The following is a 12,305-nucleotide window of genomic DNA, read 5'->3' as shown; positions in this document are numbered from 1 at the left end:
ACCCGGCCTCGCCCGACGCCGACCCGGTCCTCGCCCGGGCGGCGGCCCGGTACGCGCGGCTCTGCGGCCGGCCCGACGACGCCGACCTGCGCCGACGGATGCTGGATCGGTTGGAGACCGCGCACGACCCGCGCCGGGAGCGGTACCTGGAGCTGCTCTGCGTGGTCAACGGCTGGCCGCCGGCCGAGAGCCTGGCGCCGGTGCTGGACTGGTCGATCCGGGCGCTGCGCGCCCGGCAGCCCCTACCCTGAGGGCATGCGATTCGACAGGCACACCGTGGTGCTCCTGGTCCGCCCGGACGACGCGCCCGACCTGCCGCAGGACGCCCTCGACCGGATCCAGGACGCGCACCTGGCGCACCAGGCCGGGCTGGTGGAGCAGGGCGCGGTGCTCGCGGCCGGGCCGTTCCTGGACGGCGATGACGAGCGGATCCGCGGTTTCGTGGTGCTGTCGGTGGACCCGGACACCGCCCGGCAGCTCTACGCCAACGACCCGGCGGTCAGCGCCGGGCGGCTGGTCGCGCGGGTGGCGAGCTGGATGGTGCCGGAGGGTCAGGTCCGCTTCGAGCGGGTGCCGGTGCCCCGGTCGATGCTGGAGGCCGCGGCCGGCGACTGACCGGCCGGCTCACTCGGCGCCCATCACCAGCCCTTCGATGGTGTGCTTCTGGGTGATCGGGACCAGCGTGTCCACCACCGGGCAGCGCAGGTGCTCCCGGACCAGCTCCGGCAGGTCGTCCCAGTAGGGGCGGGTGACCGCCATGTCGTGGTGGGCGGCGTTGCCCGCATCGGGTGCGTCGACGCCGAGCACCAGCACCGGACGGGACCTGTCGCTGACGTTCGGGGTGCCCCGGTGGACGGTGAGCGCGGAGCGCGCGGAGATGTCGCCACGCCGCGGATACTTGCGCACCGCACGGGACTCGTAGCGCGCGTACCGCTCCTTGGGCGGGAACATCTCGTGGTCGAAGTCGCGGCCGTCGTCCCACTGGGTCCCCGGGGCGATCTCGAACGGCCCCATCTCCTCCACCGTGTCGACGGTGGTGAGGTTGAACGCCAGCGAGGTGAGCCGGCGCCGCAGCCGGGTCTCCTCGGGCATCGGGAAGTCGCGGTGCCACGGCTGCATCGCCGCACCGGGGAACGGGACGTCGAAGCCCAGCTCGACGATCTCGTAGTCCGGGCCGAGCACCGCCCGGCACACCGACACCACCCACGGGTGGGTGACCAGGTCGACGAAGCCGGACAGCTGCTCCGGGTGGATCTCCACGTACCAGCGCTGCGGGCCCCGGCCGACCGCGCCGTCGGGGCGGGACCGGGCCTCCTGGAACGCCGTCTCGACGTCCTCGGCGACCCGGGCGACCCAGGCCGGGTCGAAGGCGCCCCGGCAGGCGGTGATGCCGTCGCGGTAGAGGTCGCCGAGCGCCTCGACCGGCGTCTCCTCGGCGCTGGCGGATCGGTGCGTCATCGGGCCTCCTGAGGACGGGACCACCCGAGTATTACAACGTTGGAAATCGGCCGCAAGAGGCGGTTCGCCGCACCGGGGAGCGGCGGGTCAGTCCTCGGCCGACTGGCGGACGCCGGGCACCACGGGCATCGGCCACACGCCGGTGCGCGGCGCGGCGGCCGGCACCTCGACCTGCTGGTCGGCCCAGACGTACGTCTCGGGCAGCAGATCGGCGATCGGTACGGCGCGCAGCCCGTCCGGCGGGCCGACGATCACCCGGATCGACGGGAAGTAGTCGAGCAGCACCTGCCGGCAGCGCCCGCAGGGCGGGATGACACCGCGCCCCCGGTCCCCCACCGCGACGATCGCCTCCAGCTCGCCGGCGCCCTGGGTGGCGGCGGCGCCGAGCGCCACCACCTCGGCACACGGGCCGCCGGTGAAGTGGTAGACGTTCACGCCGCTGAACACCCGGCCGTCGGTGCTGCGCACCGCGGCGGCGACACTGTGGTTGTCGCTGCGGCAGCGCAGCTTCGCGACGGCGGTGGCGGCCTGCACGAGCGCCCGGTCGGTGTCCCGCATGATCATCCCCGCCCCTCGTCGGCTGCGTCGGCGGCAACCCTATCCGGACCCGGCCGCGCGACCCGGGAGGGCGCGCCCACCGCCGGTAACCCGGGGGCGGTCCGCCGCGCGGCTGCCTATCCTTGGCGACGTCATGCAGAATCCAGCCGTACCCGCCGCCCCCGAGACCGCTCGCGACCTGCACCGTCGCCTCACCCCCCTGATGTTCCGCGACCAGCGCCGGCTCCAGCGGCGGCTCGACGGCGTACGGCGGCTGCGCGACCCGCAACGGCGCGAGGAGGCGCTGGCCGAGATCGCGGCCGAGGTGGCCCGCGCCGAGGCGCGGCTCCAGTCGCGCCGGGCGGCCGTGCCGGCGATCACCTATCCGCCGCAGCTACCGGTCAGCGAGCGCAGGGACGACATCGCCGCCGCGATCCGCGACCACCAGGTGGTGATCGTGGCCGGCGAGACCGGCTCCGGCAAGACCACCCAGCTGCCCAAGATCTGCCTGGAGCTGGGGCGCGGCATCACCGGCCTGATCGGGCACACCCAGCCCCGCCGGCTGGCGGCCCGCACCGTCGCCGACCGGATCGCCGACGAACTCGGCACCGAGCTGGGCGACGTGGTCGGCTACAAGGTGCGCTTCACCGACCAGGTGGGCGACAACAGCCTGGTCAAGCTGATGACCGACGGCATCCTGCTGGCCGAGTTGCAGACCGACCGGATGCTGCGGCAGTACGACACGCTGATCATCGACGAGGCGCACGAGCGCAGCCTCAACATCGACTTCATCCTCGGCTACCTCAGGCAGCTCCTCCCCCGCCGGCCCGACCTCAAGGTCGTCATCACCTCGGCGACCATCGAGACCGACCGGTTCGCGAAGCACTTCGCCGACGCCGAGGGCAACCCGGCGCCGGTGGTCGAGGTGTCCGGGCGCACCTACCCGGTGGAGGTCCGCTACCGGCCGCTGGTCGAGGTCACCGAGGCCGAGGAGGAGGACGAGGCCGACGAGGAGAACGTCCGGGACCAGATCCAGGCCATCGGTGACGCCGTCGAGGAGCTGGCTGCCGAGGGCCCGGGCGACATCCTGGTGTTCCTCAGCGGGGAGCGGGAGATCCGCGACACCGCCGACGCGCTGGGCAAGCTGGTGCAGTCCAAGCGGTCACTGCTCGGCACCGAGATCCTGCCGCTGTACGCCCGGCTGTCCACCGCCGAGCAGCATCGCGTCTTCGCCGCGCACTCCAACCGGCGGGTGGTGCTGGCCACCAACGTCGCGGAGACCTCGCTGACGGTGCCGGGCATCAAGTACGTGGTGGACCCGGGCACCGCCCGGATCTCCCGCTACTCCAGCCGGCTGAAGGTGCAGCGGCTGCCGATCGAGCCGGTCTCGCAGGCCAGCGCCAACCAGCGCAAGGGCCGCTGCGGGCGCACCTCGGACGGCATCTGCATCCGCCTCTACGACGAGCAGGACTTCGACTCCCGCCCCGAGTTCACCGACCCGGAGATCCTGCGGACCAACCTGGCCTCGGTCATCCTCCAGATGACGGCGATCGGGCTCGGCGACGTCGCGGCGTTCCCGTTCATCGACCCGCCGGACCGGCGCAACATCACCGACGGCGTCAACCTGCTGCACGAGCTGGGCGCGCTCGACCCGGCCGAGACGGACCCGGCGAAGCGGCTCACCGCGCTGGGCCGGCGGCTGGCGCAGCTCCCGGTCGACCCCCGGCTGGCCCGGATGGTCCTGGAGGGCGAGCGCAACGGCTGCGCCACCGAGGTGGTGGTGATCGCCGCCGCGCTGTCCATCCAGGATCCGCGCGAACGCCCGGCCGACAAGCAGGCCCAGGCCGACCAGGCGCACGCCCGGTTCGCCGACAAGGAATCGGACTTCGTCGCGTACCTGAACCTGTGGCGCCACCTGCGGGAGAAGCAGCGGGAACTGTCCTCCAGCGCGTTCCGCCGGATGTGCAAGGCCGAATACCTCAACTACCTCCGGGTACGCGAGTGGCAGGACATCGTCAGCCAGTTGCGCCAGGTGCTGCGTACCTCGGACAAGGGTGAGGGTCGGCGCGGCGCCGGCGCCGACCTGCCGGAGGAGATCGACACCCCGAAGGTGCACCAGTCGCTGCTGCCCGGCCTGCTGTCGCACCTCGGCCTCAAGGACGCGCAGAAGCACGAGTACCTGGGCGCGCGGGGCGCGAAGTTCGCCGTCTTCCCCGGGTCGGCGCTGTTCAAGAAGCCGCCGCGCTGGGTGATGGCCGCCGAGCTGGTGGAGACGTCGCGGCTGTGGGGCCGGGTCGCCGGGCGGGTCGAGCCGGAGTGGGTCGAGCCGCTGGCCCAGCACCTGGTCAAACGCAGCTACAGCGAGCCGCACTGGGAGAAGAAGCAGGCCGCGGTGATGGCCTACGAGAAGGTCACGCTGTACGGCATCCCGATCGTCACCTCCCGCAAGGTGAACTTCGGGCGGATCGATCCGGCGATGAGCCGGGAGCTGTTCATCAGGCACGCCCTGGTCGAGGGCGACTGGCAGACCCACCACCAGTTCTGGCGGGACAACCAGAAGCTGCTGACCGAGATCGAGGAGCTGGAGAACCGGGCCCGGCGCCGCGACATCCTGGTCGACGACGAGACCATCTTCGCCTTCTACGACCAGCGGATCCCCGCCGACGTGGTCTCCGGCCGGCACTTCGACACGTGGTGGAAGAAGACCCGCCGGGAGCGGCCGGACCTGCTCACGTTCACCCGCGAACTGCTGGTCAACGCCGGCCGGGGCGGGGTGGACGAGGAGGACTTCCCGGACGAGTGGCGGGCCGACGGCGTGACGCTGCCGCTGACGTACACGTTCGACCCGACCGCGCCCACCGACGGCGTGACCGTGGACATCCCGCTGCCGCTGCTCAACCAGGTGCCGGCGGAGTCCTTCGACTGGCAGGTGCCGGGGCTGCGCGAGGAGCTGGTGATCGCGCTGATCCGGTCGCTGCCCAAGCCGGTCCGGCGCAACTTCGTGCCGGTGCCCGACTACGCGCGCGCCGCGCTGGCCGCGATCACGCCGGGCGAGGAGCCGCTGCTGGCCGCGCTGACCCGACAGCTGCGCCGGATGACCGGCGTGACGGTGCCGGCGGACGCCTGGGACCTGGGGAAGCTGCCGCCGCACCTGCGGGTCACGTTCCGGGTGCTCGGCGAGGACGACAAGCCGGTCGCCGAGGGCAAGGACCTGCCGGCCCTGCAACGCGAGCTGCGCCAGGAGGTACGCCAGGTCGTGGCCGCCGCCGCGCCGGACCTCGCGCGCAGCGGGCTCACCGGGTGGACGATCGGCACGCTGCCGCGCACCGTCGAGCAGGTCCGCGCCGGATTCGCGGTGACCGCGTACCCGGCGCTTGTGGACGAGGGCGCGACGGTCGGGGTGAAGGTGTTCGACTCCGCCGGCGAGCAGGAGGCCGCCCACTGGGCGGGCACCCGGCGGCTGCTGCGACTGACGCTGCCCTCCCCGGCCAAGTTCCTCCAGGGTCGGCTGAGCAACGAGGCGAAACTGGCGCTGTCCCGCAACCCGCACGGCGGGGTGCCGGCGTTGATCGAGGACGCCACCGGCGCCGCCATCGACAAGCTCGTGGCGGACGCGGGCGGCCCCGCCTGGGACGCCGACGGCTTCGCGGCGCTGCGCGACCGGGTCCGCGCCGACCTGGTCGACACCGTGGTCGAGGTGATGAACCGGGTCCGGCAGGTGCTCGCCGCCGCGTACGCGGTCGAGCAGCGGCTCGGGGCGACGCGCAACCTGGCCGTGGTGGCCGCGCTGGCCGACATCCGCCAGCAGCTCGGCGGCCTGGTGCACGCCGGTTTCGTCACCGAGGCCGGCTACGCGCGCCTGCCCGACCTGCTGCGCTACCTGACCGCGATCGAGCGCCGGATGGACCGGCTGCCCGGCAACCCGCAGCGGGACAAGCAGCAACAGGACCGCATCGCCGTGGTGCAGAAGGAGTACCAGGACATGCTCGCGGCGCTGCCCCCGGCCCGGCGCGGCTCGCCGGCCGCGCGGCAGATCCGCTGGATGATCGAGGAGCTTCGGGTGAACGTCTTCGCCCAGGCCCTCGGCACCCCCTACCCCGTCTCGGAACAGCGCATCTACCGGGCCATGGACGACGCCGAAACCCCCTGACCCGCTCCCCCGTCCCCGCGGGGGGGGTCAGGTGGTGACGCGGGTGATGAAGGCGGTCAGGTGGGAGCGGGTTCTCTCGATCTTCTCGTCGAGGGTCAGCGACTCCGGTAGGCGGGCGCCGGGGCCGGCGTCCTTGCGGCCCCGCAGGTACAGCGAGCAGGCCAGGTCGTCGCAGAGGTAGACGCCCACCGAGTTGCCCTGCTGGCCGGCCTTGCCCGCCTTGCGCGCGACCATCAGGCTGACGCCGCCGGCCGGGTTGGTCAGGCACACCGAACACATGTTGCGGCGCTGCTGCCCCGGCCCGGGGCTGGGGCGGCGCAGGGCCAGGCCGGTCGGGCGGCCGTCCACGACGGCGACGAGGTAGGCGCGGTCGAGCGCCTGCGGATCTCGCCAGCCGAGGAAGTCGAGGTCGTCCCAGGGGCGGGTGCCGAGGTCGCGCGGGACGTGCAGTCGCTTCGCCTCGCCCTTGGTGCAGTTCACGAAGGCGGCGCGGATCTGGGGTTCGGTCAACGGGGTCATACACCCAAGGGTAATTTTCCTAAAGGCTTTAGGCAAAGGCATAATGGTTCGTGGTGAGAGGAGACTCATGGCCCGTGCGGGACTCAACCGAGGACGTCTGATCCAGGCCGGGGCGGAGCTGGCCGACGAGGTCGGCTTCGACCAGGTGACCGTTTCCGCGCTGGCCAGGCGGTGCGGCGTGACGGTCGCCACCCTCTACTCGCACGTCCGCAACTCCCACGACCTGCGGGTCGGGATCGCGCTGCTCGCGCTCGGCGAACTCGCCGACGAGGCCGCCGACGCGCTCGCCGGGCGGGCCGGCAAGGAGGCGCTCACCGCCTTCGCGAACGTCTACCGCGACTACGCCCACCGCCGCCCGGGCCGCTGGGCCGCCGCCCAGATGCGACTCGACCCGCAGACCGCGGCCGGCAGCGCCGGCGTCCGGCACTCGGCGATGATGCGGGCGATCCTGCGCGGCTACCACCTGCCCGAGCCGGAGCAGACGCACGCCGTCCGCCTGCTCGGCAGCGTCTTCCAGGGCTTCGTCGGCCTGGAGATGGGGGGCGGCTTCGACCACAGCGCACCCGCTCCGCCGGAGAGCTGGGAGCGGGTGCTGGACGCTGTCGACGCCCTGCTGCGCAACTGGCCGACCACGGACGCCACCTAGGCCAGCGGCTCCACGCCGGGCGGGAGTTCGTCGGTGGCGGTGGCGTCGTGGACGTACTCCAGGAGGATGCGGCGCAGCTCGCGGCCGGCGTGGGTGGGCACCACGTCGCGGCGGCGCGCCACCGCGATGGTCCGGCGGACGCCGGGTGGGACGAGCCGGGTCACCCGGATGCCGGGCCGGCGGGCCACCACGATGCCGGGGACCAGGGCGACGCCGAGACCCGCCTCGACGAAGCTGAGCACGGCGTCCATCTCCCCGCCGTCCACCGACAGGGTGGGCTCGAAGCCGGCCGCCCGGCACGCCTGGAGCGTGGCGTCGCGCAGGTCGTAGCCCTCGCGGAACATCACCAGGGGCTGGTCGCGCAGGTCGGTGATGCGCAGCTCGCCGGCGGGCGAGGCGCCGGGCAGCGGGTCCACCGAGGCGACCACCAGGCTCTCCCGCAGGATCGGGTCGGCGCGCAACCCCGGGTCGGTGCCGGCGGACGGCATGATGATCAACGCCAGATCGAGGTCGCCGCGCAGCAGGTCGCGGACGAGGTCCTGCGAGCCGCCCTCCTCGACCCGCAGGTCGACGGTGGGGTGGGCGTCGCGGAACCGGCGCAGCACCGGTGGCGCCAGCGAGGTGGCCAGGCTCGGTGTGGCGCCCAGGCGGACCCGACCCCGCCGCAGCCCCACCAGCTCCTGCACCTCGCGGGTCGCGGTGTCGACGTCGGCGAGGATCCGCTTCGCCAACGGCAGCAGCACGTCGCCGGCCGCGGTGAGGGTGATGTTGCCCCTTACCCGCTCGAAGAGCGGGGCCCCGAGGTCGGTCTCCAGCGCGTGAATTTGCTTACTCAACGAGGGCTGGGTTATGCCGACCAGATCGGCCGCTTGGGTGAAATGTCGTACTTCTGCGACCGCGACGAAGTACCGGAGCTGATGGAGCTGCATCTACATAGCCTACGGCTATCAAGACTGTGATTTCGATGCATTGGACGCCTGATCGAAGTGCTCCTAGCGTCGGTCGTGTGGTAATCACGAAAACTCGGTCGCCCATCCGCTCGAACGTCGGCCTGAAGGCCGTCATGGCGGTGACGGGCATCCTCCTGGTGCTGTTCCTGATCGTGCACATGCTCGGCAACCTGAAGATCTTCACGGGCGAGACGTCGTTCGACCACTACGCGCACTGGCTGCGGGATCTCGGCACGCCGCTGCTGCCGACCACCTGGTACCTGTGGATCCAGCGCACCGTGCTCACGGTGGCGGTGCTGGCCCACATCGGGGCGGCCGTCGTGCTCGCGACGCGGGCCCGTGCCGCCCGGCCGGTGGCGTACGCGCACCGCCGCAAGATCCACGTGAACTACGCGGCCCGGACGATGCGTTGGGGTGGTGTGATCATCCTGCTCTTCGTGATCTACCACATCCTGGACCTGACCACCGGTCACCTGAACCCACAGGGCGACCCGTCCAACCCGTACGGCAACGTGGTCGCCGACTTCGCCCCGGGCCGCTGGTACGTCACGCTCTTCTACACGCTCGCCATCGTGACGCTCGGCTTCCACCTGCGCCATGGCGCCTTCAGCGCGTTCCGCAGCCTCGGCCAGCAGACGCCGAGGGGCGAGCGCCGGGCCCGCGCCGCCGCGCTCGTCTTCGCGGTGCTGCTCTGCGCCGGCTACCTGGTGGTCCCGTTCGCCGTACTCACCGGATTGGTGGACTGACATGGATCTGTACACCGAGGGCGACCCGATCGCCGACACCCGCGCCCCGGACGGCCCGATCGAGACCCGGTGGGACCGCCACCGGTTCGAGATGAAGCTGGTCAACCCGGCCAACCGCCGGAAGCTGACCGTGATCGTGGTCGGCACCGGCCTGGCCGGCGGCTCCGCCGCGGCGACCCTGGCCGAGCAGGGCTACCACGTCAAGTCCTACTGCTACCAGGACAGCCCGCGCCGGGCCCACTCGATCGCCGCGCAGGGCGGCATCAACGCCGCGAAGAACTACCGCAACGACGGCGACTCGGTGCACCGGCTCTTCTACGACACGGTCAAGGGTGGCGACTTCCGCTCCCGCGAGTCGAACGTGCACCGGCTGGCCGAGGTCTCGGTCAACATCATCGACCAGTGCGTCGCCCAGGGCGTCCCGTTCGCCCGTGAGTACGGCGGCCTGCTGGACACCCGCTCGTTCGGCGGCGCGCAGGTGCAGCGCACCTTCTACGCCCGGGGCCAGACGGGCCAGCAGCTGCTGCTCGGCGCGTACCAGGCGCTGGAGCGGCAGATCGGCCTGGGCAACGTGGAGATGAACTCTCGTCACGAGATGCTCGAACTGGTCATCGTCGAGGGACGGGCCCGCGGCATCGTGGTCCGCGACCTGGTCACCGGCGAGATCAGCACCGAGATGGCGGACGCGGTCGTGCTCGCCTCCGGCGGCTACGGCAACGTCTTCTACCTCTCCACCAACGCCAAGGGCTGCAACGTCACCGCCTCCTGGCGGGCGCACCGCAAGGGCGCGTACTTCGCCAACCCCTGCTACACCCAGATCCACCCGACCTGCATCCCGGTCTCCGGCGACCACCAGTCGAAGCTGACCCTGATGAGCGAGTCGCTGCGCAACGACGGCCGGGTGTGGGTGCCCAAGGCCAAGGGCGACGACCGCAGCCCGCGGGACATCCCGGAGGACGAGCGGGACTACTACCTGGAGCGGATCTACCCCTCCTTCGGCAACCTGGTCCCCCGCGACATCGCCTCCCGCGCCGCGAAGAACGTCTGCGACGAGGGACGCGGCGTCGGCCCGACCGGGCTCGGCGTCTACCTGGACTTCGCCGACGCCATCGACCGGCTCGGCCGCAAGGCCATCGAGGCCAAGTACGGCAACCTCTTCGAGATGTACGAGCGGATCACCGGTGAGGACCCGTACCAGGTGCCGATGCGGATCTACCCCGCCGTGCACTACACGATGGGTGGCCTCTGGGTCGACTACGACCTCCAGTCGAGCATCCCGGGCCTGTTCGTGATCGGCGAGGCCAACTTCTCCGACCACGGCGCGAACCGGCTCGGCGCCTCGGCGCTGATGCAGGGCCTGGCCGACGGCTACTTCGTGCTGCCGAACACGCTGGCCAACTACCTGGCCGCCAACCCGGTGGAGAAGGTCGACGCCAGCCACCCCGAGGCGGTCGCGGCGCGTACCGAGGTCGAGGAGCGGCTGAGCCGGCTGCTCGCGGTCAACGGCGACCGTACGGTCGACTCGTTCCACCGCGAGCTGGGCCAGATCATGTGGGAGCACTGCGGCATGGAGCGCTCCGAGGCCGGGCTGCGCAAGGCGATCGACGAGATCCGGGCGCTGCGCGAGCAGTTCTGGCAGCGGGTGCGCGTGCCGGGCGACGGCGAAGGGCTCAACCAGTCGCTGGAGAAGGCCGGCCGGGTGGCCGACTTCTTCGAGCTGGCCGAGCTGATGTGCATCGACGCGCTGCACCGCGAGGAGTCGTGCGGCGGCCACTTCCGGGCCGAGTACCAGACCCCGGACGGCGAGGCGCAGCGCGACGACGACCGGTTCGCCTACGTGGCGGCCTGGGAGTACACCGGCACCGGTGAGCCCGTGCTGCACAAGGAAGACCTGACCTTCGAATACGTCCACCCCACGCAGCGGAGCTACAAGTGAACCTGACCCTGCGCATCTGGCGCCAGACGGGCCCCGAGGACAAGGGTCGGATGGTGACCTACCCGGTGCAGGACGTGTCCCCGGACATGTCCTTCCTGGAGATGCTCGACGTGCTCAACGAGCGGCTGATCCTCGACGGCGAGGAGCCGGTCGCGTTCGACCACGACTGCCGCGAGGGCATCTGCGGCATGTGCAGCCTCATGATCAACGGCGAGGCGCACGGCCCGCAGCGCGGCACGACCGCCTGCCAGCTGCACATGCGGCAGTTCGCCGACGGCGACACGATCGACATCGAGCCCTGGCGGGCCCGGGCCTTCCCGGTCGTCAAGGACCTGGTGGTGGACCGGAACGCGTTCGACAAGATCATCGCCGCCGGCGGCTACGTCACCGCACCGACCGGTAGCGCCCCGGAGGCGCACTCCACCCCGGTGGCCAAGGCCAACGCGGACGCCGCCTTCGAGTCGGCGGCCTGCATCGGCTGCGGCGCCTGTGTGGCGGCCTGCCCGAACGGCTCCGGCATGCTGTTCACCGCTGCCAAGATCACTCAGCTCTCGCTGCTGCCGCAGGGCCAGCCCGAGCGCTACACCCGGGTGATCGGCATGGTGGACGCGCACGACGAGGCCGGCTTCGGCGGCTGCACCAACATCGGCGAGTGCGCCGCGGCCTGCCCGAAGGGCATCCCGCTGAACACCATCGGCCGGCTCAACCGGGACTTCCTCAAGGCGACCACCAAACGCGCCGGCACCCCCGGCTCCTGACCCGACGTTCCACCCGACCGCCGCGCTTCGCACCCAGGGGCGCGGCGGTCGACGTTTCCGGGCTCCCTGGCAGTACCTCTTCGGCTGCCTTTCGAGCTGAGTCGTTCCTGATATCGCCTGCGGACAGGTCGGGCCGGCGGACATCGGCCCGCGCACACAGCGGCCCAGCGACCATCGCTCCCGGCGACGCCGACCACGCGGACAGCGGCCCCGGACAGCGGCCCCAGACAGCGGCCCCAGACAGCGGCCCCCGGACAGCGGCCCCAGACAGCGGCCCCCGGACAGCGGCCCCAGACAGCGGCCCCAGACGGCGGGCCTCAGACAGCGGCCCCAGACAGCGGCCCCAGACGGCGGGCCTCAGACAGCGGCCCCAGACAGCGGCCCCAGACGGCGGGCCCCGGACAGCGGCCCCAGACAGCGGCCCCAGACGGCGGGCCCCGGACAGCGGGCCCCAGACAGCGGGCCCCAGACAGCGGGCCTCAGACAGCGGCCCCCGGACAGCGGCCCCAGGCAGCAGGCCTCGGACAGCGGCACGGCGAGCCCCGGCGCGCCGACAGGTCGACCCGAGAAGTCGGCCCCGACACGGCCCACGCCCGTCGCCGCGA

At 72.1% G+C, this 12,305-nt stretch carries 10 protein-coding genes and 1 pseudogene; 7 read left to right on the top strand and 4 right to left on the bottom strand.

What is annotated here, in order from left to right:
- Both HUW36_RS14715 and HUW36_RS14710 read left to right on the top strand, forming a co-directional pair.
- Window positions 1-251: pseudogene (locus tag HUW36_RS14715) on the top strand (MerR family transcriptional regulator); the annotation flags it as partial.
- A gap of 4 nt (window positions 252-255) precedes the next feature.
- On the top strand, window positions 256-615 hold the full coding sequence (locus HUW36_RS14710) for a YciI family protein (RefSeq protein WP_174528678.1): 360 nt from the start codon (window positions 256-258) through the stop codon (window positions 613-615).
- A gap of 9 nt (window positions 616-624) precedes the next feature.
- Here HUW36_RS14710 and HUW36_RS14705 read toward each other — a convergent pair whose 3' ends face one another.
- Window positions 625-1,458 (bottom strand): phytanoyl-CoA dioxygenase family protein, encoded by an 834-nt coding sequence (locus tag HUW36_RS14705; RefSeq protein ID WP_174528677.1) that lies wholly within the window; start codon window positions 1,456-1,458, stop codon window positions 625-627.
- A gap of 87 nt (window positions 1,459-1,545) precedes the next feature.
- Window positions 1,546-2,022: a cytidine deaminase family protein gene (locus HUW36_RS14700; RefSeq protein ID WP_174528676.1), complete on the bottom strand. Its 477-nt coding sequence runs from the start codon at window positions 2,020-2,022 to the stop codon at window positions 1,546-1,548.
- 127 nt (window positions 2,023-2,149) lie between these two features.
- Between HUW36_RS14700 and hrpA the strand changes: the two genes are divergently transcribed.
- Window positions 2,150-6,145 carry an ATP-dependent RNA helicase HrpA gene (gene hrpA / locus HUW36_RS14695; protein ID WP_174528675.1) on the top strand — a complete coding sequence of 1,332 codons (3,996 nt, stop codon included), beginning with the start codon at window positions 2,150-2,152 and terminating at the stop codon, window positions 6,143-6,145.
- A gap of 27 nt (window positions 6,146-6,172) precedes the next feature.
- On the opposite strand, the gene HUW36_RS14690 is transcribed toward hrpA, so the two are convergent.
- Window positions 6,173-6,664: an FBP domain-containing protein gene (locus HUW36_RS14690; RefSeq protein ID WP_174528674.1), complete on the bottom strand. Its 492-nt coding sequence runs from the start codon at window positions 6,662-6,664 to the stop codon at window positions 6,173-6,175.
- 67 nt (window positions 6,665-6,731) lie between these two features.
- Between HUW36_RS14690 and HUW36_RS14685 the strand changes: the two genes are divergently transcribed.
- On the top strand, window positions 6,732-7,310 hold the full coding sequence (locus HUW36_RS14685; RefSeq protein WP_174528673.1) for a TetR/AcrR family transcriptional regulator: 579 nt from the start codon (window positions 6,732-6,734) through the stop codon (window positions 7,308-7,310).
- Here the strand turns inward: HUW36_RS14685 and HUW36_RS14680 are convergent.
- A complete protein-coding gene (locus HUW36_RS14680) occupies window positions 7,307-8,239 on the bottom strand; it encodes a LysR family transcriptional regulator (protein ID WP_174528672.1) in 933 nt (310 codons plus the stop codon). The two genes, HUW36_RS14685 and HUW36_RS14680, sit on opposite strands and share 4 nt — an antisense overlap.
- 35 nt (window positions 8,240-8,274) lie before the next feature.
- Here HUW36_RS14680 and HUW36_RS14675 point away from each other — a divergent pair, with 35 nt between their 5' ends.
- The 3 genes from HUW36_RS14675 to HUW36_RS14665 are packed head-to-tail and all read left to right on the top strand — an operon-like array spanning window position 8,275 to window position 11,700.
- Window positions 8,275-9,006, top strand: a complete 732-nt coding sequence (locus tag HUW36_RS14675; protein WP_174528671.1) for a succinate dehydrogenase cytochrome b subunit — start codon at window positions 8,275-8,277, stop codon at window positions 9,004-9,006.
- 1 nt (window position 9,007) lies between these two features.
- The gene (locus HUW36_RS14670; protein ID WP_174528670.1) at window positions 9,008-10,942 is read left to right on the top strand and encodes a fumarate reductase/succinate dehydrogenase flavoprotein subunit; all 1,935 of its coding nucleotides are present in this window, start codon (window positions 9,008-9,010) and stop codon (window positions 10,940-10,942) included.
- Window positions 10,939-11,700 (top strand): succinate dehydrogenase/fumarate reductase iron-sulfur subunit, encoded by a 762-nt coding sequence (locus HUW36_RS14665; protein ID WP_174528669.1) that lies wholly within the window; start codon window positions 10,939-10,941, stop codon window positions 11,698-11,700. The genes HUW36_RS14670 and HUW36_RS14665 overlap by 4 nt, the downstream gene beginning before the upstream one ends.
- The last annotated feature ends 605 nt before the right edge of the window (window positions 11,701-12,305 follow it).

Origin of the sequence: Micromonospora maritima, from assembly GCF_902825405.1 — a bacterium.
Classification (GTDB): Bacteria; Actinomycetota; Actinomycetes; order Mycobacteriales; family Micromonosporaceae; genus Micromonospora; species Micromonospora maritima.
The sequence above is the reverse complement of the archived record's forward strand: the minus strand, read 5'-3'. Positions and strand labels throughout refer to the sequence as shown.

Coding starts and splice junctions, on each gene's coding strand:
- HUW36_RS14705 (WP_174528677.1), bottom strand. CDS start 1,458: ATGACGCACCGATCCGCCAGCGCCGAGGAGACGCCGGTCGAGGCGCTC.
- HUW36_RS14670 (WP_174528670.1), top strand. CDS start 9,008: ATGGATCTGTACACCGAGGGCGACCCGATCGCCGACACCCGCGCCCCG.
- HUW36_RS14685 (WP_174528673.1), top strand. CDS start 6,732: ATGGCCCGTGCGGGACTCAACCGAGGACGTCTGATCCAGGCCGGGGCG.
- hrpA (WP_174528675.1), top strand. CDS start 2,150: ATGCAGAATCCAGCCGTACCCGCCGCCCCCGAGACCGCTCGCGACCTG.
- HUW36_RS14675 (WP_174528671.1), top strand. CDS start 8,275: ATGCATTGGACGCCTGATCGAAGTGCTCCTAGCGTCGGTCGTGTGGTA.
- HUW36_RS14690 (WP_174528674.1), bottom strand. CDS start 6,664: ATGACCCCGTTGACCGAACCCCAGATCCGCGCCGCCTTCGTGAACTGC.
- HUW36_RS14700 (WP_174528676.1), bottom strand. CDS start 2,022: ATGATCATGCGGGACACCGACCGGGCGCTCGTGCAGGCCGCCACCGCC.
- HUW36_RS14680 (WP_174528672.1), bottom strand. CDS start 8,239: ATGCAGCTCCATCAGCTCCGGTACTTCGTCGCGGTCGCAGAAGTACGA.
- HUW36_RS14710 (WP_174528678.1), top strand. CDS start 256: ATGCGATTCGACAGGCACACCGTGGTGCTCCTGGTCCGCCCGGACGAC.